Annotated in this window: 20 protein-coding genes and 1 pseudogene; 7 read left to right on the forward strand and 14 right to left on the reverse strand. The window is 67.0% G+C overall.

From position 1 onward, the window contains the following. Positions 1-213: 213 nt before the first annotated feature. Entirely contained in the window at positions 214-834 is a 621-nt protein-coding gene (locus AB0I59_RS37600) for a hypothetical protein (RefSeq protein WP_358140840.1), read from the reverse strand. 157 nt (positions 835-991) lie between these two features. Next, positions 992-1,684: an HNH endonuclease gene (locus tag AB0I59_RS37605; protein ID WP_358140843.1), complete on the reverse strand. Its 693-nt coding sequence runs from the start codon at positions 1,682-1,684 to the stop codon at positions 992-994. Between the two features lie 263 nt (positions 1,685-1,947). Here AB0I59_RS37605 and AB0I59_RS37610 point away from each other — a divergent pair, with 263 nt between their 5' ends. The 4 genes from AB0I59_RS37610 to AB0I59_RS37625 all read left to right on the forward strand — a co-directional run bounded on the left by AB0I59_RS37610 (position 1,948) and on the right by AB0I59_RS37625 (position 5,161). After that, positions 1,948-2,418, forward strand: a complete 471-nt coding sequence (locus AB0I59_RS37610) for a hypothetical protein (protein WP_061259951.1) — start codon at positions 1,948-1,950, stop codon at positions 2,416-2,418. Positions 2,419-2,676: 258 nt separating this feature from the next. After that, the gene (locus AB0I59_RS37615; RefSeq protein ID WP_358140846.1) at positions 2,677-3,324 is read left to right on the forward strand and encodes a LamG domain-containing protein; all 648 of its coding nucleotides are present in this window, start codon (positions 2,677-2,679) and stop codon (positions 3,322-3,324) included. A 167-nt stretch (positions 3,325-3,491) separates the two neighbouring features. Then, a complete protein-coding gene (locus tag AB0I59_RS37620) occupies positions 3,492-4,742 on the forward strand; it encodes an IS256 family transposase (RefSeq protein ID WP_358140849.1) in 1,251 nt (416 codons plus the stop codon). After that, positions 4,739-5,161 (forward strand): VOC family protein, encoded by a 423-nt coding sequence (locus AB0I59_RS37625; protein WP_061259948.1) that lies wholly within the window; start codon positions 4,739-4,741, stop codon positions 5,159-5,161. Before AB0I59_RS37620 ends, AB0I59_RS37625 begins: the two co-directional genes overlap by 4 nt. A 102-nt stretch (positions 5,162-5,263) precedes the next feature. Here AB0I59_RS37625 and AB0I59_RS37630 read toward each other — a convergent pair whose 3' ends face one another. Next, positions 5,264-5,836: a DUF6461 domain-containing protein gene (locus AB0I59_RS37630; RefSeq protein WP_358140852.1), complete on the reverse strand. Its 573-nt coding sequence runs from the start codon at positions 5,834-5,836 to the stop codon at positions 5,264-5,266. Positions 5,837-5,972: 136 nt separating this feature from the next. On the opposite strand from AB0I59_RS37630, the gene AB0I59_RS37635 reads away from it, so the two are divergent. Further along, complete coding sequence (locus tag AB0I59_RS37635) at positions 5,973-6,125, forward strand: hypothetical protein (RefSeq protein WP_358140855.1); 153 nt, start codon at positions 5,973-5,975, stop codon at positions 6,123-6,125. A 190-nt stretch (positions 6,126-6,315) separates the two neighbouring features. Continuing rightward, positions 6,316-6,693, forward strand: coding sequence for a hypothetical protein (locus AB0I59_RS37640; RefSeq protein WP_358140858.1), 378 nt, complete (start codon positions 6,316-6,318; stop codon positions 6,691-6,693). Between the two features lie 48 nt (positions 6,694-6,741). Here the strand turns inward: AB0I59_RS37640 and AB0I59_RS37645 are convergent. From AB0I59_RS37645 to fabG, 5 genes and pseudogenes are all read right to left on the reverse strand, one after another. Continuing rightward, positions 6,742-7,338: pseudogene (locus AB0I59_RS37645) on the reverse strand (TatD family hydrolase); the annotation flags it as partial. A gap of 398 nt (positions 7,339-7,736) precedes the next feature. After that, positions 7,737-8,933 carry an acetyl-CoA C-acyltransferase gene (locus tag AB0I59_RS37650; RefSeq protein WP_358140861.1) on the reverse strand — a complete coding sequence of 399 codons (1,197 nt, stop codon included), beginning with the start codon at positions 8,931-8,933 and terminating at the stop codon, positions 7,737-7,739. A gap of 43 nt (positions 8,934-8,976) precedes the next feature. Continuing rightward, entirely contained in the window at positions 8,977-9,795 is an 819-nt protein-coding gene (locus AB0I59_RS37655; RefSeq protein WP_435831170.1) for an acyl-CoA dehydrogenase family protein, read from the reverse strand. After that, a complete protein-coding gene (locus AB0I59_RS37660) occupies positions 9,788-9,976 on the reverse strand; it encodes a hypothetical protein (RefSeq protein WP_061259945.1) in 189 nt (62 codons plus the stop codon). The genes AB0I59_RS37655 and AB0I59_RS37660 overlap by 8 nt, the downstream gene beginning before the upstream one ends. Then, positions 9,976-10,743: a 3-oxoacyl-ACP reductase FabG gene (gene fabG / locus AB0I59_RS37665; protein ID WP_061259944.1), complete on the reverse strand. Its 768-nt coding sequence runs from the start codon at positions 10,741-10,743 to the stop codon at positions 9,976-9,978. The genes AB0I59_RS37660 and fabG overlap by 1 nt, the downstream gene beginning before the upstream one ends. 107 nt (positions 10,744-10,850) lie before the next feature. Here fabG and AB0I59_RS37670 point away from each other — a divergent pair, with 107 nt between their 5' ends. Then, positions 10,851-11,321, forward strand: coding sequence for a MaoC family dehydratase (locus tag AB0I59_RS37670; protein WP_061259943.1), 471 nt, complete (start codon positions 10,851-10,853; stop codon positions 11,319-11,321). Positions 11,322-11,389: 68 nt separating this feature from the next. Here the strand turns inward: AB0I59_RS37670 and AB0I59_RS37675 are convergent, their stop codons facing one another. The 6 genes from AB0I59_RS37675 to AB0I59_RS37700 all read right to left on the reverse strand — a co-directional run bounded on the left by AB0I59_RS37675 (position 11,390) and on the right by AB0I59_RS37700 (position 16,460). After that, the gene (locus tag AB0I59_RS37675) at positions 11,390-11,755 is read right to left on the reverse strand and encodes a zinc-binding dehydrogenase (RefSeq protein ID WP_358140901.1); all 366 of its coding nucleotides are present in this window, start codon (positions 11,753-11,755) and stop codon (positions 11,390-11,392) included. A 183-nt stretch (positions 11,756-11,938) separates the two neighbouring features. Next, positions 11,939-12,103: a hypothetical protein gene (locus AB0I59_RS37680; protein ID WP_358140866.1), complete on the reverse strand. Its 165-nt coding sequence runs from the start codon at positions 12,101-12,103 to the stop codon at positions 11,939-11,941. Positions 12,104-12,323: 220 nt separating this feature from the next. Continuing rightward, complete coding sequence (locus AB0I59_RS37685; RefSeq protein WP_061259942.1) at positions 12,324-13,013, reverse strand: TetR/AcrR family transcriptional regulator; 690 nt, start codon at positions 13,011-13,013, stop codon at positions 12,324-12,326. 51 nt (positions 13,014-13,064) lie between these two features. Then, positions 13,065-14,183, reverse strand: a complete 1,119-nt coding sequence (locus tag AB0I59_RS37690; RefSeq protein ID WP_358140869.1) for a DUF2855 family protein — start codon at positions 14,181-14,183, stop codon at positions 13,065-13,067. Positions 14,184-14,223: 40 nt separating this feature from the next. Next, positions 14,224-15,240, reverse strand: coding sequence for a phosphotransferase family protein (locus tag AB0I59_RS37695; protein WP_358140872.1), 1,017 nt, complete (start codon positions 15,238-15,240; stop codon positions 14,224-14,226). Continuing rightward, positions 15,237-16,460, reverse strand: a complete 1,224-nt coding sequence (locus AB0I59_RS37700; RefSeq protein ID WP_358140875.1) for an acyl-CoA dehydrogenase family protein — start codon at positions 16,458-16,460, stop codon at positions 15,237-15,239. The genes AB0I59_RS37695 and AB0I59_RS37700 overlap by 4 nt, the downstream gene beginning before the upstream one ends. Positions 16,461-16,479 lie beyond the last annotated feature (19 nt).

Consider the following 16,479-nt stretch of genomic DNA (forward strand, 5'->3'; position numbering starts at 1 on the left):
GGTCATGCCCCTGGCGCCGAGCCGATCGAGTGAGATCTGCACTTCTGGGTGGACATCACCCTGGCGTCACGATCGGCCGGGGCACGACGAGTCGGCTTGTGCTCGCGTCGGTGATCTTGCCAAGGGTGCGCCAGGCCACTGTGGGGTGCCCCTCGCCCGCCAGGCTGCCGAAAACACCGCAGCCTTGACTCTTTTCCTCCTCGCGTGGTGCCGTCACTCGAACCAGACGACCAGACGCACGCCGTCAGGCGCGAACCGCTGCGCCAACGCCCGCATCACCTCGAAGACGTGTTCCCACCCCGTGCCCGGGCCCAGCACATCCAGTCGTGTCACCGGGCCGTAGTCGAGTGTCGCCCCGGCAGCCTCCCAGCGCCCTGCCGGGGCCTCGATGGGCGAGGCGCCCAGCGGTGGTATGCCGTACTGCTCGACAACCTCGTCGGGCCACTGGTCATCGATCCGATACCGCTCGATCACCCAAGGTCGTGGGAGGATCTCCAGCATCCCCCGTGCGGCCGGACGGACTGTCATGTCCAGCTCACGAAGCTCCGCCCACGAAACCCACGTGCAGCTGTCTATGGCGCTATCGAGCCGTGCGTCTCTCTCGTAGTCGGTACGAACGGATTCCGACACGTCGGCCGGGAGGCCACGCTCGGCCGCGACCGGGGTCCAGCCAAGCCAGTTACGGACGCCGAAGAGACAACCGAACGCCGCGTAGTCACTGCCCTCATAGAGCAGGTCAAGGCGCATGCACACCGCCCACGGCTCCCCCTCATGCCAGTCCTCACCGGCGGACGGGTGACGAACCTCGATGAAACCGTAGATGTCGGTGCCCACGGTGACAGGGTAAACGGATCCAGATCACTGCCGCCTGCCCAGATGATCACAACCGAGAGAGAACCACTGTACGTATTGATCAGGAAGCGAACACGATCACGACAGGCGAGCAACCATCGTGATCAACGTGGGGCGCGGGGCATCGTCGAAGCGATCATCAAATGATGAAAGCGATCAACTCGCCACGACCACAGTGGGCACACCGTCCCCATGCATCTGCTTGGCAAGACCTACCAGATGGGCCGGTTAGTCCAGCCTCGATGTGAACGGTAAAGCACGCAGCCGCCCAAACCGCGCCACGGAATCGCTCGTAACGCTCTTCGACCAGCTCTGGAGCTGGCCTATCCATCCGGCGTCGCGGAAGGACGAGGGGGATGTTGTTCATCTCCTGCAGCCCGTGTTTGAGCATCGGCCCGTCGATCTCCCGCAGGATGTCGGAGCGTACCTCGATGGTGTAGTCGGAGCGGATGCCGAGGATGTTCTGGTCGTAGGCGGCATGGTGGATCTTGCACAGAGCCAGGCCGTTGGAGATCGCGGGGACGCCACGGACGTCGCGGTCGGGGATGATGTGCGCGGCGTCCAGCAGGGAACGGTGGCGTAGGCGGCACATCGCACAGCTCGTCTCGTACGCCTGGATCACCCGCTGCCGGAAGACCGGCTGGTGGAGCCGCTGCCGGGTGATCCGTTCGGAATAACGGCGCTCGATCAAGCTCACCGGGCCATCCACGGGCACGTGCCGCTGGGCCTCATCCAGCGCGACCGCGACCCGGGACTGCCCCTCGTCGACGGCGACGATCCAGACTGGGAAGAACGGCAGATACAGGCCCTGCTGAACGCCGAAGAACCACATCAGGGGCACACCGAGTTCGTGGGCGCGCCGCAGGCCGACGTTCGTGTAGTGACCGGGGTTGCCCTGGAACTTGTAGCGCAGCAGCCCGTCCTCGCCGACCGCGTCTTCATACGGAGCGCGAGCGCCGTCGGAGGTGTAGGTCGTCAGTATCGACAGCGCGGCTGTGAAGCCTGGAACTGTCGCTCTCTGGTCATCTATCCGAGCCAGCCATGCCCTGTTGAGTTGGCGGCGCTTCCGAAGTCCGTCCGAGCTAGGGTCCCTCCATGGGAAGGTCTTTCATCGAGTACAAGGACCGGGGGTTCTGGACGGTCGACGCCTACGTCAGGTTGTATCTCCGCCTGCTCTGCCTGGAAGTCGACGCTCTTCCCGAGATGCCCGACTGGTTGGCCAAGGCCCGCGAATACTGGCATCTCCAGGCGACCGATGAGGCCTTCCACGGATGGATCGGGCTCAGGCTCGACGAGTACGTCGGGGACGACACGGTTCGCGCGGGTGAGCTCCTGGAACTGCTGGATCGGGCGAGGCTCCATGCGCTGTCCTTCGGCCGTTACGCCCCTGTGAGCCTGCTCGTCTTCTGCGGGTTGGCCGAAGAGGGCGAGTACTCCACAGAGGAAAGCCTTGTTCACACCGAAGCGGTGGCGGCGTGCGGCGACGCCATCTCCCGGCTGCTGAAAGGTGAGATCACCTGGGATGCCGCCACATCGCCGACGTTGGGGAATCTCGGCTGGGGCTGATTCCGGCCCCACCGTCACGGGCGAATCCATCGACTCGATCGTCGGCAATGACGCGATCTCACGATCCAGTGACGTGAAGGTGAACTACAAGTCCACCTCGATCGACGGGAAGAAGATCGACTACCTGGTGTCGATCTCGGACCCGACCACGCCGATTCCAGTCCCCACCACAGAGCCAGCCCGTCTCCATCCCCGACTCCCACCGCCTCACCGAGCCCGTCGCCCACGGCCATCCCAGGTCTGGTCGCCGCGTACGGCATGAACGAGGGCACCGGCACGACGGTGGCCGACCTTTCCGGCACGGGGAACACCGGCACCGCGAGCGGCACGAGCTGGGCAACCGGCAAGTACGGTCAAGCGCTGTCCTTCAACGGCACGTCCAGCAAGGTCACAGTCCCGGACTCGACCTCCCTGCGGATGACCAACCGTTTGACGCTGGAGGCATGGGTACAGCCCGCCGCCTTGGGGGCTGAGCGTCCCGCTCTGGTGAAGGAAGCGGCCTCGGAATCCGTATATGGGCTGTTCCCGGCGCTAGAGATTTGTACTGCTGACCCCCTCGTGTGCTGGTTCTCGCCCACGTACAGCTACCTTCCCAGCTGGGAGGTGAAGCAGAGCGGCTCCGGCTTCTACGCCACCGGAACCAGTTCCCTGGCGACCGGGTCGTGGAGCCACATCGCCAGCGTCTATGACGGTGCGACGATCAAGACCTATGTGAACGGTTCACAAGTCGCAAGCACCAACGTCTCAGGCGCCATCGACACGAGCACGTCGCCGCTCCGCATCGGCGCCGACACCATCGCAGGCACCTATTTCAAGGGCCTGATCGACGAGGTCCGGGTCTACAACGTCGCCCTGACCCAGGCGCAGATCCAGAGGAGTAATTGTCAAGACCTGTGGATCAGTTGAGTTCAACCTGCCTCGGGTGAGCTGATCGCGACGAGCAATGATCGAAACCTGTGGATCGTCGGGAAGGGGTGTACCTTCCCGGATCATCCGATGAAGGTTTCGAGATAGGCCGACGCGCCAACGTCGGTCGGAAAGGCACACCCGTGCCGCTCACCGTAGTACCAGATTTGCCCGCAGACGACGGCAACCCGGCGTCAAGCTCTGCGGCGCTGATCGACCAGATCGTCCGAGACGGCGCTCGCAGGATGCTCGCTGCCGCCCTGCAGGCCGAGGTCGACGCCTACATCGCCGCATTCGCCGACCAGCGCGACGAGGACGGCCGCCGTCTGGTGGTGCGCAATGGCTATCACCAGCCGCGCGAGATCCTCACCGCCGCTGGTGCGATCGAGGTCCGCGCGCCGCGGGTCAACGACAAGCGCGTCGATGAGGTGACCGGCGAACGCCGGCGGTTTGCCTCGGCGATCCTGCCCGCCTGGGCGCGTAAGACCCCGAAGGTCACCGAGGTGCTGCCCCTGCTGTACCTGCACGGTCTGTCCTCGGGCGACTTTACGGCCGCGCTGGGGCAGTTCCTCGGCTCGCCCGCCGGGCTGTCCGCACCGGTGATCACGAAGTTGACCGAGCAATGGAAGGCCGAGCAGCGGGCGTTCGCCGCCCGGGATCTGTCCGGGGTGGACTACGTCTACCTGTGGGCCGACGGTGTGCACGTCAACATTCGGCTGGAGGAGCACAAGCTGTGCTTGCTGGTGATGATCGGGGTGCGGGCCGACGGGCGGAAGGAGTTGATCGCGCTGGCTGACGGCTACCGTGAGTCGACCGAGTCGTGGGCGGATCTGCTGCGGGACTGCGCGCGGCGCGGGATGCGCGCTCCGGTGCTGGCCGTGGGTGACGGCGCGCTGGGGTTTTGGGGTGCGCTGGGTGAGGTGTTCCCGCAGGCCAAGGCTCAGCGCTGCTGGTTTCACAAAATCGCCAACGTGCTCGGGGCGCTCCCGAAATCCGCCCAGCCGGGCGCCAAGAAGGCCCTTGCCGAGATCTGGAACGCCGAGGACAAGGACCACGCATTGCGTGCGGTGAAAGCGTTCCAGACCGCCTACGGCGCCAAGTACGGCAAGGCCGTCGCGAAGATCACTGATGACGTCGACGAGCTCCTGCGTTTTTATGACTATCCGGCCGAGCACTGGGTGCATCTGCGCACGACCAACCCCATCGAGTCGACCTTTGCCACGGTAAGACATCGAACCAAGGTCACCAAGGGGCCTGGGTCACGCGCCGCCGGGCTGGCCATGGCGTTCAAGCTGATCGAGTCTGCTCAGGGCCGCTGGCGTGCGGTCAACGCCCCTCATCTGGTCGCGCTGGTCCGCGCTGGCGCGACCTTCATCAACGGCAAGATCGTCGAACGCCCGGAAGGGGTCGCGGCATGAGCGGCGAGGCCACCACCGGAATGCTGCACCACGTCGAGATCTGGGTCCCCGACCTGCAGCGGGCCATTGCCAGCTGGCAATGGCTGTTGCAGGTGCTCGGCTACGTCGAGTTCCAGGACTGGAGCGATGGCCGGAGTTGGCGTCTGGGGGCCACCTATCTGGTCCTGGAGCAGTCACCCGCGCTCAGCGCCGATCGGCACGACCGCTGCCGACCGGGGCTGAACCACCTGGCCTTTCACGTGGAAAGCCGTGCCCAGCTCGATGCTCTGGTCGAGCAGGCACCCGCACACGGGTGGACCTTGATGTTCCCCGATCGTCACCCCTACGCCGGGGGCGAGCAGCACTACGCCGCCTACCTGGAGGACAAAGACGGCTTCGAAATCGAGCTGGTCGCCTCCGACGTATCAGCCCAACCTTGACGACCGCACTCAATCGATCCACAAGTCTTGACGATTGCTCAGATCGGCAAGGTCTCGGCCTGTGAGGAGTTGTGCGGCCCGGTTGCTGTCCAGAAGCCACGTTCATTTCACGAGGGCGCCCGGTAGTGGTCCATGGAAAATCTCGGGGGTGAGGACGACACCAGTCAGCAGGGCGGTCAGCACGAATAATGACCCCTCGTCGTCCGGGAAATCGAAATCTCCATCGGGAGCAGTGTCCGGATCGAACCCGGCCGCACGCATCTCCTCGACAAATCGATCCGGTTCGTCCCCTTCTCGTAGGTACGCGGCGACAGGGTCGAACGAGGTCATCAACTGCCCGTCGATCACGTGCTCGAACCCGCTCCACCCGTTGACGTTCTCGAAAATCATAATTGTCTCGGTCTGCGCGGATAGAGCATCGATGACCTTCGGGTCGACCAGACTGCAGTCGGCCACCTCGATGATTATGGTCCAATCGCCTGACCGCCAGGCCCGGACCGCCTCGGGCAGCGGGCAATCCTCGTTTGTGAAGAGACGGACATCAGCCTGCTGCGCACCCAGCCGGCGCAACGCCTCAGCCTCGTCGACGCCTCGGACAAAGGTCAGGCTCCACGCATGCCCGAGAACGATGTCCTCCTCTAGCCAATCGAAGTCGGCGCGATTCAGCTCGACCAATGTCCCTTCCCCCTGCTCGTCGCTCCTGGTAGCGCTGGACAAGTTAGTCGAACGACCTCCGGGGAGGTTAGATCCGCTGGGGTCTGCCTGCAACGCTGGCCGCACAGTCAGGCGCCTGCCTGATCTCGAGGCTCGGATGGGCCACGACAGCGACCGGGCGGCGCTGATCTACCAGCACGCCACCCGCGACGCTGACCAGAAGATCGCCGACGCGCTGAGCGCCCGCGTCGAAGCCGAGCGGAAGAACGACGAAGAGAGGTCGGCCGATGCGCCGGTCTCCAGGAGTTAATGGCCCGCTAATGGCCCGAACGCCGCTCCTCTTGATCGAGGAAGCGGCGTTTTGGCTGGTGGACCTCCGTAGAGACTTTGAGAACACCTGCCAAGCCCACGAAACAGTGCATTTCCGCTGGTCACGAGGGGACTACCGCACCCAGGTGAGGGCCTCCGAACCCCCAGTTCGGGACTCCCGGGGGCCGATCGTGGGTGCAATTGGGAAAGTTCAAACATTTCTCACCCCCGCCCAGGTCAAGGCTCTGGTGGCCTCCTACCGGGCCGGCGCGAGCACCACCGAGCTGAGTGAGTCGTTCGGAATCCACCGCAGGACCGTCGTCGCACACCTGCATCGGCAAGATGTCCCCCTCCGCCGCGACGGGCTCCCAGCGAAGCATGTCAAGACCGCAGCGAGGCTCTACGACGAGGGGTGGTCGCTGGCTCAGATCGGAACCAAGTTCGGCACCACTGCGAACACGGTCCGGGTCGTCCTGCTCGCGCAGGGCGTCGAGACGCGGAAGCCCTGGGAGCGCACGAGGCAGCGGCGCCTGGCGCCGGACCTTGGGCGTCCTCGCTCTGACGACTGACACGCGCGTTGGCATGAGCCACCGTCTTTCATCGGTTCACGCGCCTCGCTACCCGTCGTGGCGATCCGGCTTGGTCGTCGCCAGCGGGGACACCTCACCTGCAGCCAAGAGTCGCCCTAGGTTGGCAGCGACCGTGGCCCTTGCCTGCGAAGGCTCCATCCCCCACAGCTTGGCCAGGCGTTCGATCGTGTCCCCGACGTCGCGCGGCATGAGTGCTCGCTCTTCGCGGGTTGCGAACGGCCCGTCTGTCTCGGTGAGCACTCGGTCTTGAGGGAGCGTGGCCACCAGTTCGCGACCCCGAGCGGTCGTCAACATCGGCGTGCCAATGCTGAACCAGCAACCCTGCCCTATGGCCGCCTCGGCTTGGCGAGCAGTGCCCGTGAACCAGTGAAGTACGGGGATTCCGGCATCGGGATTCGCCTGCAATGTGTCCAATACAGGCCGGACGGCACCTCGGCTGTGGATGGACAGGATGCGCCCGCCAGCTTCAGCACATGATCGAAGGATGTGGGTGAATGCCGCCGCCTGTGACCTTCGCGTGTCAGCGAAACGGGAACTGCCATCGAGACCAACTTCGCCGACGAATGGCGTCGTGGCGACGAGTTGGTCGAAGAGAGCCAACTCGTGGCTTCGTTCGTGTGCAGGCTCTGGGTGAGCCGACTGCTCACGTCGCGCGAGGCGATGGCCCCGGGGACTCCCCCCGGGGCCATCGGCGTTCTTACCGCGTTACCGTCCATTGGCGCCAGCTGCGTCACTCCGTAGCCGCGATCGACATCGCTTGGCGAGCGCAGGCGTTCAGGATCCGCAGCGCAATGCCTGAGTGCCGCCCTCGATAGCGACCATCATGCGACCGCGGAGCTTCTCGACCAGTCGCGGTGCGGCGTCGCGGGAACGCCAGCAGCCGGTCGATCCGGCTATGCCCAGGAGCTGTGGACATCGACGATGTCACGTCGCCTCTCGGCGTCACCAAGCAGACCATCTACTCGTGGCGGACGACGGGCTACGGGGCCGCCGGCTCGCACAGTCAGCTCCGCGGGTGGTGGTCAGAAGATCTCGAACAGGCCGGCCGCGCCCATGCCGCCGCCGACGCACATCGTGACGACGCCGTACTTCGCACCTCGTCGCCTGCCCTCGATGAGGACGTGCCCGGCCATGCGCGCACCGCTCATGCCGTAGGGGTGGCCGATCGAGATCGCCCCGCCGTTGACGTTGTACTTCTGCGGGTCGATGCCGAGCGTGTCGCGGCAGTAGAGCGCCTGGACGGCGAACGCCTCGTTGAGCTCCCACAAGTCGATGTCGTCGACGGTCAGGCCGTGCTGCGCGAGCAGCTTCGGCACGGCGAAGACCGGGCCGATACCCATCTCGTCCGGCTCACAGCCGGCGACAGCCATGCCGCGGAAAGCGCCGAGCGGGATCAGTCCGCGGCGGGAGGCCTCGGTGGCCTCCATGACGACGGCGGCGGAGGCGCCGTCGGACAGCTGCGAGGCATTTCCGGCCGTGATGGAGAAGCCCTCGGTGCCGTCCTTGGCCAGGACCGCGCCCACCTTCGCGAGGTCCTCGATCGTAGTCCCGGGGCGGTTGCCTTCATCCTTGGCCAGGGTAACCTCCTGCGAGCCGACCTGGCCGGTCGCCTTGTCCTTGGTGAGCATCGTCGACGGCAGGGGCACGATCTCGTCGTCGAAGGCACCGGCCTCCTGCGCGGCGGCGGTCCGTCGCTGCGACTCGAGGGCGTACTCGTCCTGCTGCTCGCGCGAGATTCCGTAGCGCTTCGCAACGATCTCGGCGGTCTCGAGCATCGAGATGTAGGTCGCCGGGACGTGCTCGAGGAGCCAAGGGTCCTGGGCACGGTAGGTGTTCATGTGCTCGTTCTGCACGAGCGAGATCGAGTCGACACCACCACCGACGGCGACGTCCTGGCCGTCGAGGAGGACCTGCCTGGCCGCGGTGGCGATCGCCATGAGGCCACTCGCGCACTGGCGGTCGACCGACATGCCGGCGACGCTCGTGGGCAGCCCGGCCCGCAGCGCGGCCTGGCGGCCGATGTTCATCGCGGTCGAGCCCTGCTGGAGGGCGGCGCCGACGACAACGTCCTCGATGCGCTCGCCTTCAACGCCGGCACGTTCGACGGCGTGCCGCACGGCGTGGCCGATGAGCTCCTGGGCCTGGGTGTCGTTGAAGGCACCGCGATAGGCCCGGCCGATCGGGGTACGGGCGGTGGAGACGATGACTGCTTCACGCATGGTCACTCCTGAGCGGTCGAAGAGGGCGGGGCGAGGCTGTTGGTCAGGCGCGCTCGGTCAGCTCGCGGGGAGGTCCACCAGCTGCGCGAGGTCGCTGCGGTGCCGGTCGGGCGTGCCGAGGGCGAGCTGGTCGGCCTTGGCCCGCTTGAGCCGGGTGTGTGCCGGCGCCGATGGCGACCCGCTCGTTGTTGAGGGTCGTCGTCGCGACTGTCCACCCCTGGCCGACCGCGCCGACGCGGTTGCCGTCGTGGACCCGCACCCCGGCGAGGAACACCTCGTTGAACTCGGCCTCGCCCGTGATCTGACGGAGAGGGCGCACCTCGATGCCGGGGTCGGTCATGTCGACGACGAAGTAGGTCATGCCCGCGTGCTTGGGCACCGAGGTGTCCGTGCGGGCGAGCAGGATCGCGAAGTCGGCACCGTGCGCGCCCGAGGTCCACACCTTCTGCCCGTCGATGACCCACTCGTCGCCGTCCGGGACCGCACGGGTGGCGACAGCGGCGAGGTCGGAGCCGACGCCCGGCTCGCTGAAGAGCTGGCACCAGATCTCGGTGCAGGCGAAGAGCGACCGCAGGTGGCGCTGCTGCAACTCCTCGTTGCCATAGGCGAGCAGCGTCGGCGCGGCCATGCCGAGGCCGATGCTGTTGCGTGCGACGTCCGGCCGGGGAGCACGTGCGGCCTCCAGGAGGGCATCAACCTCCAGCTGGCGCCCGCGCGCGAGGCTCAGTCCGCCCCTTCCCTCGGGAAAGTGGACCCAGGCGAGCCCGGCGTCGAACTGCGCGCCGAGGAAGTCGGCAGGTCCTGTCGTGGTGGGTTCGTGGCTCGCGAGGAGCTGCTCTACCCGCTGCTGCAGATCAGTCACGCTTCGTCATCCTCCGGATCTCGTGGGCGAGGGCGTTCTTGTGCATCTCGTCGGGCCCGTCGGCCAAGCGCAGCGTGCGGACCTGGGCGTACCACTCAGCGTGGGGGAAGCCCTGGCTCAGGCCGCCGGCAGCGCCGGATGACGATGGCGACGTGCCCTTGACCTGCATCGCGGCCCTCATCAGTCGCAGGGCCCGCCTGCGACGTAGAGGACCTGTCCCGTCGTGAAGCCGGCGCCCTCGCTGACGAAGAAGGAGACGGCGTGCGCGATGTCCTCGGGCCGACCGGTCCGCGCGACCGCGGCCTGTGCGGAGGCGGCGCTCTTGAGCTCGTCGAAGCTGATGCCCGTGCGCGCCGCGGTCGCGGCGGTCATCTCGGTCTCGATGAAGCCGGGCGCTATCGCGTTGACGGTCACCCCGAACTTGCCGAGCTCGATGGCGAGGGTCTTGGTGAAGCCCTGCACGCCGGCCTTGGCGGCGGAGTAGTTCGTCTGCCCGCGGTTGCCGAGGGCCGAGGTCGAGGAGAGGTTGACGATGCGGCCGAAGCCCTCCCGCGTCATGTACGACTGGCATGCCTTCGCCACGAGGAAGGCGCCGCGCAGGTGGACCGCCATGACCGTGTCCCAGTCCTCGACCGACATCTTGAAGATGAGGTTGTCCCGGATGATGCCGGCGTTGTTGACCACGACCGTCGGGGCGCCGAGCTCCCCGGCGACCCGCTGGACGGCGGCCTCGACCTGCTCCGGGTCGGAGACGTCCGCCCCTACCGCGAGCGCTCGGCCTCCGGCGGCGGTGATCTCCTCGGCGACGGGCGCGCAGGCCGATTCGTCGAGGTCGATGACTGCGACGGCCATCCCGTCGGCCGCGAGCCGCCGGGCGACACCCGCGCCGATGCCTCGAGCCGCGCCCGTGACGACGGCGACGCGGACGCGCTGCTGTCCAGTTGTCATGTGAGAGCTCCTGTGGTCTCGGCTGCCTGGAGCCTCGACCGTACTTGAACCCGGCTTCACATTCAACTACGTTCGAGACAACCCACAAGTGACCGAAGGAGCTCACCGTGACCCAGACCGCGCAGCACCGACCGACCTCCGCGCAAGACCTTGAGGACCTCGTCGGCGTCGAGCTCGGCCCGACCGAGTGGCACGTCGTCGACCAAGGGAGGATCGACGGTTTCGCCGACCTCACCGGCGACCACCAGTGGATCCACGTCGATCCCACGAGAGCGGCGGACTCCCCCTTCGGCTCGGTGATCGCACACGGCCTCTACAGCCTCTCGCGCACACCGGCGTTCCTCGAGGAGCTCATGGCCTTCGACGGCTTCACCCACAGCCTCAACTATGGCTACGACAAGGTCCGCTTCATCCACCCGCTGCCGGTGGACTCGCGCATCCGGATGCGCGCGACGATCACCTCGGTCGAGGAGACAGCGCCCGGCGCGGTCAAGGTCGTCACGACCCTGGCCGTCGAGGCCGACGGCATCGACAAGCCGATCCTCGTCGCCGAGTCGATCGGACGCTTCAGCTCCTGAGCCCCCCCGACGACACGACGGACGCACCGCGGACAGCTGAAGAAGTTGCTCGACGAGGGGGCCCGCGGTCACGGGACGAGCAGGACTTTGCCGGTGGCAGCCCGCCCCTCGAGGGAGGCCAGTGCGGTCGCCGCGTCCTCGAGCGGATGGGTGGCCCCGACGACGGGCCGCAGCGCGCCGCTGCGCAGGTGCGGCAACATGGCCTCCCACTCCTTGCCGACGTGGCCCGGGCGGGGCATGGCGTACGCCCCCCAGCCGACGCCGACGACGGAGATGTTGTTGAGCAGCAGTCGGTTGACCTTGACCTCGGGGATCTGCCCGGCGGTGAAGCCGATGACGAGCAGCCGGCCGTGCTCCCTGAGCGCCCGCAGGGAATCGGTGAAGCGCGCTCGATGAGGGCGAAGTAGACGGTCGCGTAGTTGAAGGTGAAGGATGCGCCTTCCTCGAAGCTCACCTCGTCGGGCAGGACGAAGGTGAGGTCCGGCCGGGCGAGAGCCTTCTCGGCGAAGCCGCCGAGAAGGGTGGGCGCGGCGACCCGGTCACCGCCGGCCAGACCGCTCCCCTGGGGAGCCGACCGGACCACGCCCGCGACCTCGGCTCCCGGGACGAAGGGAAGGTCAGGCCTGAGCTGGTAGAGCCCCCCGGGTCTGCAGCAGCTCGGGGAAGGCGACCCCGGCCGCCTTGACATCGATGGTCACGAGCTCGTCGTTGCTCGGGTCGGGTAGGTCGACGACCTCGACGGCCTCGGGTCCGTCGAGGGAGGAGATGTGGATGGCGCGCATGGGAAACCTCTCGTTGGACGCTGGCTGAGGTGCGGGAAGCGGTTGCCGAGGAGCTTGCGAGGCAAGCGCCTCGAAGGGCCGCGGCTGAGCCTCGAAGCTCGCGGTGCAGAACTGGTGAGATCACGAGCCAAGCGACCTTGTCCGGGGCACCGGCGACTCCGTCATGCCGGGCATGCCCAGGGCGCCGACCTGAGGGATGACCCGGGTGGACGAAGGCAGCTCAGTCGACCCGCAGCTCGGGCGTCGTGAGGCCGAGGGCATTGGTCCACAGCCGGGTGGCGGTCTCGACGAGTTCGTCGACATGGTCTCCGCCTTCGAAGGCGAAGACATCGTGGGCTAGCCGGGCGACCATGCCCGAGAGTGCCTTGGCGGCCATCGACGCGTCGACGCCCCGGTCGGCCAGGCCGCGCTGCTGCAGGTCGGAGATCGCCCGGGCGTTGCGGTTGACGAAGGCGGCGGACCGGGCTCGGCGCATCTCCCGGAAGCGGGGATCGACCGCGGCCACCTGCTGGAGGAGGAGATTGAGACGCGCATTGCGCCGGTAGGCCTCGAAGTAGGCTCGGTTGCTCGCCGCGATGATCGCCACGGGGTCGTCCGTGGCCTCGATGCGCCCAGTGCCTGGGTGGAGCATGTCGCTCTGCGCTTCGTGTAGGACCGCGGCGAAGACCTCATCCTTGCTGTCGAACCAGGTGTAGAAGCTGCCGATCGAGCATTTGGCCTCGGCAGCGATGTCCACCAGCCGCGAGTCGACGTACCCGTCGCGCTCGAAGACGGTGCGGGCGGCCGTGATGAGGGCGGCTCGGGTGCGCTGGCCGCGCGCTGTCTGGGGCTGAGTGCCGAGCCGAGCGGCGTGGACGAGATCCGGGATCTCGTCGACGCCGCGCTCGGACTCGGGCTCGTGAGCGGGCATACCTCGTACACTAATGGCGACGGCCCTCGCCATCCGAGCCAAACGCCAGCTTCACTCGCCGGCTCCGGTGGGTTGAATCTCGAAGATGTGACCCACGGCCGGATCCACGGTCCCGTCGTGCAGTTGGGCGATAACACTGGGGGCGTCGACCAGGCCGCGGTGCTCCTCAAGACGCATCCACGGGTTGCGGATGTCAGCGACACGCTCGGTGAAGCTGAGCTCGTCACGCTCGTATTGCGCCATGAAGGCGCGCGCCTGCCCGGCCGCCTTGTACGCGTCCAGTTGCGTGGCGGCGAAGAAGAACTCCGGTTGGGGACCGGGAAGGTTCTCGTCGGGCGCAGCGGGGTCGGGCAGCTGCACACCTTGGGTCGAACCGACAAGGCAGTCGTAGACGAGGCTGTCGCCGAAATACTCATGGACCCGACGTCGTAGCTCCGGATCCGCCGCCAAGTCGACGTAGAGGGTCGGTACGTCGCGGTCGACGGAAGCGAGATCCCCGTACTCGGCGATCCGCTCGTAGCAGCCGAGCTGCCTCACGAAGTCGCCATTGCGCGCTGAGGTCAGGCCGATCTTCACCACCGAGGCGTCGCCGGCGATGCAGTGGGCGATGCCGTAGGCCGTCTTGCTCGAGGCGCTGGAGATGACGATCTGGCTGGCACCGAAGTAGTTCCGTTCGCGCAGAAAGTCCGCGGCCGTGTATGAGGTGATGAAGAGCGGACGGAAGATGGACACGAAGCTGTCCGACCGGGCCGAGGCGGCTTCAGCCTTGATTTCGTAGACGTTGTAGACCTTGGGAGTCCCGGTTCGGTGCGCAGCCGCGTCGACAAAGCTGCGTGTGGTGATCGCGGTCGGCCGCATGACGAGCTCGTTCGACAGCGGGAAGTAGCCGAAGACACGCGTGCCTTCGACGATCTGGTCCACGCGTGATTCCGTGACGTGCGCGAACCCCCATGCCGGCATGCATCCGTGGTCGGTGTCCGCGGCTGGGAAAAGGTTCCAATAGCCGAGCGCGTCGCCGAACACCGCATAACTCATGTTGTTCGTGGTCAGGGCCACGCGCTCGATCTCGACCCGGACCCACCCCTTCTCGAGTTCTGGCCGGGGAAGGCTCACGATCCGAGCGACGCCAAGGTCGCTCTTGAGGGACTCGACGCGTACGACATCCGACATGACAGGTGCCCTTCTGGTGGAGATGGTCGTGGGAGGTGCGTCAGAGGTCTTCGCTCAGTGCAACGTGTGCGTGGGCGACCAACTGGTCGACCGCCTCGGCCGGGATCATCCCGACGGCGGTGAGGTTGCGCGGATCGTCGAGCTGGCGTCGCCGTATCCCCTCGAGGATGATTGCGAGCTTCCATAGTCCGAGCCCATGCCAGAAGGGGACGGAGGTGACATCTCGCCCGGACACCTGCGCGTAGTGCTCGACGAGTTCGTTCCGGGAGGCGAAGCCCTCGACCGTCGAGACAGCGGAACGAATCGTCGGCGGGTCACCGGCCTGGGGCCAATAGGCCAGGAGCGTCCCGAGGTCGGCGAGCGGGTCACCGAGAGTGGCCAGCTCCCAGTCGAGAATGGCTCGCACCCGTGCACCGACGGGATCGACGATGACATTGCTCAGGTGGCTGTCACCGTGGACGAGAGTGACCTCGCCCGGCTCGGGCTCGTGCTCATGCAGTCTCGTGGTGAGACGGTCCAGGTCGGCCAGGTCCCGCGTGCGCGAGAGCTCCCACTGGCCCGCCCACCGCTTGAGCTGCCGGGCCGCGTAGGGCTTGTGGCTCGCGAGGTCGGCCAGGCCCACCCGCTCGAGGTCGGTGGCATGGATGCGGGTGAGGGTATCGCCGAGGGAGAGGCCGAGGGCGTGCCGGGCAGCCGGCGCCAAGCCCTCAGCGTCGCTGAGGTCCTCGAGGACGAGCCCGTCGACGAAGGAGACGACGAGCACCGGCCGGTCGGCGACCGCCGGGTCCTCGCACAGGCCGTGCACGACCGGAAGGGGGACGTCGCCCGCCTGCAGCGCCGAGAGGATCCGGTGCTCCCGCGCTACGTCGTGGGCGGAGGCGAGCAGCTGCCCCATCGGGGGGCGTCGCAGGACCAGGCGCGATCCCTTCGCGTCCGTGACGAGGTAGGTGAGGTTGGACTGGCCCAGTCCGACCCTCTCGTAGGCCAGCGGAGGCGTGAGGTCGACGCGCTCGGTGATCCATGCGGTCATCGCCGCCGTGTTGATGCCCTCGATCACTTCTGCCTGCCCTGCTCCGAGCTGCGCCGACGATACTCGCGGCGGGCGATCGTCACCTTGTGCACCTCGTCGGGGCCGTCGGCCAGCCGCAGGGTGCGCATGTGGGCGTACCACTTGGCCAGCGGGAAGTCGTCGCTCACGCCCCCGCCGCCGTGCACCTGGATGGCGCGGTCGATGACCTTGAGCGCGACATTGGGTGCGGCCACCTTGATCGCCGCGATCTCGGTGCGGGCGACCTTGTTGCCCACGGTGTCCATCATGTGCGCGGCTTTGAGGGTGAGCAGGCGCGCCATCTCGATCTCGATGCGCGCCTCGGCGACCCAGTCCATGATGTTGGACCGGTTGGCGACGGGCTCACCGAAGGTCACCCGGGACTGGGCCCGGTCGATCATCAGGTCGAGGGCGCGCTCGGCGACGCCGATGGCGCGCATGCAGTGGTGGATGCGCCCCGGTCCGAGGCGGGCCTGGCTGATCATGAAGCCGTCACCCTCCCCGGCGAGGAGCGCGGTGACGGGCACGCGCACGTCGGTGAAGGTGACCTCGGCGTGGCCCTCGCGGTCCATGTAGCCGAAGACCGGCAGGCCGCGCTCGACCTTGACGCCCGGAGCGTCGATGGGGACGACCATCATCGACTGCTGACGGTGGGTCGGGGCGTCCGGATCGGTCTTGCCCATGACGATGAGGACCTTGCAGTTCTTGTGCAGCGCGTTGGAGGTCCACCACTTGCGGCCGTTGATGACGTACTCGTCACCATCGCGCTCCATGCGCGTCTCGACATTGGTGGCGTCGGAGCTCGCGACGGTCGGCTCGGTCATGGCGAAGGCGGAGGCCATCTCGCCCGCGAGCAGCGGCTTTAGGTACTTCTCCTTGTGCTCGTCGGTGCCGAAGAGCGTGAGCACCTCCATGTTGCCCGTGTCGGGCGCATTGCAGTTGACGGCCTCGGGTGCGATCTCGATGCTGCGACCGGTGATCTCGGCGAGGTGGGCGTACTCGAGGTTGGTCAGGCCGGGACCCCACTCGGGATGCGGGTGGAAGAGGTTCCACAGACCGCGGGCGCGCGCCTCCGTCTTGAGGTCCTCGAGGACCTGTGGGTGGTGGTTAGCGTCGCCGGACGCGCGCATCTGCTCGCGATAGACGCTCTCCGCGGGGTAGACGTGCTCGTCCATGAAGGCGAGCATGCGGTCGCGGTAGTGCTGTCCGCGTTCACTGAGTTCGAACATCGCGTCGTCCTTGGTTCGT

Source organism: Microtetraspora glauca, from assembly GCF_040656155.1.
Lineage (GTDB): Bacteria > Actinomycetota > Actinomycetes > Streptosporangiales > Streptosporangiaceae > Microtetraspora > Microtetraspora glauca.

Excerpts from the sequence above, each read along its gene's own strand:
- fabG (WP_061259944.1), bottom strand. The coding sequence starts at position 10,743 with ATGACAACTGGACAGCAGCGCGTCCGCGTCGCCGTCGTCACGGGCGCG.
- AB0I59_RS37680 (WP_358140866.1), bottom strand. The coding sequence starts at position 12,103 with ATGCGCGCCATCCACATCTCCTCCCTCGACGGACCCGAGGCCGTCGAG.
- AB0I59_RS37625 (WP_061259948.1), top strand. The coding sequence starts at position 4,739 with ATGAGCGGCGAGGCCACCACCGGAATGCTGCACCACGTCGAGATCTGG.
- AB0I59_RS37650 (WP_358140861.1), bottom strand. The coding sequence starts at position 8,933 with ATGCGTGAAGCAGTCATCGTCTCCACCGCCCGTACCCCGATCGGCCGG.
- AB0I59_RS37605 (WP_358140843.1), bottom strand. The coding sequence starts at position 1,684 with ATGTGGTTCTTCGGCGTTCAGCAGGGCCTGTATCTGCCGTTCTTCCCA.
- AB0I59_RS37700 (WP_358140875.1), bottom strand. The coding sequence starts at position 16,460 with ATGTTCGAACTCAGTGAACGCGGACAGCACTACCGCGACCGCATGCTC.
- AB0I59_RS37610 (WP_061259951.1), top strand. The coding sequence starts at position 1,948 with ATGGGAAGGTCTTTCATCGAGTACAAGGACCGGGGGTTCTGGACGGTC.
- AB0I59_RS37685 (WP_061259942.1), bottom strand. The coding sequence starts at position 13,013 with ATGCCCGCTCACGAGCCCGAGTCCGAGCGCGGCGTCGACGAGATCCCG.
- AB0I59_RS37615 (WP_358140846.1), top strand. The coding sequence starts at position 2,677 with ATGAACGAGGGCACCGGCACGACGGTGGCCGACCTTTCCGGCACGGGG.
- AB0I59_RS37635 (WP_358140855.1), top strand. The coding sequence starts at position 5,973 with ATGGGCCACGACAGCGACCGGGCGGCGCTGATCTACCAGCACGCCACC.
- AB0I59_RS37690 (WP_358140869.1), bottom strand. The coding sequence starts at position 14,183 with ATGTCGGATGTCGTACGCGTCGAGTCCCTCAAGAGCGACCTTGGCGTC.
- AB0I59_RS37660 (WP_061259945.1), bottom strand. The coding sequence starts at position 9,976 with ATGAGGGCCGCGATGCAGGTCAAGGGCACGTCGCCATCGTCATCCGGC.